The organism is Mesorhizobium sp. M0800 (genome assembly GCF_040320095.1).
Taxonomy (GTDB): Bacteria; Pseudomonadota; Alphaproteobacteria; order Rhizobiales; family Rhizobiaceae; genus Mesorhizobium.
The window spans coordinates 1-844 of record NZ_JAMYOZ010000085.1; the positions used below are offsets into that span (position 1 = coordinate 1).

1 protein-coding gene is annotated in these 844 nt (G+C 59.1%); it reads right to left on the reverse strand.

The window, feature by feature from the left end:
- Positions 1-8: 8 nt before the first annotated feature.
- A protein-coding gene (locus NKI18_RS33330) for an IS5 family transposase (RefSeq protein ID WP_156937481.1) occupies positions 9-772 on the reverse strand; the annotation gives its coding sequence in 2 pieces (ribosomal slippage) (positions 9-433 and positions 433-772; 765 coding nt in all).
- Positions 773-844: the final 72 nt, after the last annotated feature.

Here is an 844-nt window from a genome sequence, read left to right on the forward strand (position 1 = left end):
AGCTAGGGTCAGGACTCATTGATCCAGAAGATGAAGGCTGCAGCGAAGGCGATCGCCGACAGGAAGGTGTGAGCACATCGGTCGTATCTGGTGTGGATGCGTCGCCAGTCTTTGAGGCGTGCGAACATGTTCTCGATCCTGTGGCGTTGTCGGTATAGGACAGGATCGTAGCTGTGCTGAACACGATGCTTGGCATGGGGTGGGATGCATGGCGTGATACCGCGCTCGACGAGCGCCTGGCGGAAGGCCGCTGAACTGTAGGCCCGATCGGCGAGCAGGGATTTGGCGGCGGGCAAATCCTCGATCACTGCCGCAGCAGTCTTGTGATCATTGGCCTGCCCTTCGCTCAGATGCAGCAGCCGCGGACGTCCCTTGCCGTCACAGACCACTTGCAGCTTGGTGGTCAGTCCGCCTCGGCTGCGTCCGATACATCGGGATAGAGCCCCTTTTTAAGGAGGCTGGCGGCAGTGCGATGCGCTTTGAGATGGGTGGCATCGATCATCAGATTGTCCGTTTCGCCGCCCTGCGCGGCCAGTTCCGCCAGGATGCGGTTGAACACACCCAGCCGACTCCAGCGGATGAAGCGGTTGTAGATAGTCTTGTGCGGACCGTAGTCGGAAGGGACATCTCGCCAGCGAAGACCATTGCGGATCACGAACAGGATGCCGCTCAGCACCCGGCGGTCATCTACACGCGGCACACCATGCGACAAAGGAAAATAGGGCTCGATCCGGCGCATCTGCTCCGGCGTCAACATCAGCAAATCACTCAAGGCGGCACCTCCTGCCACCTTGAATCACCCAACAGAGATCAACTCAACAAATTAATGGGTCCTGACCCTAGC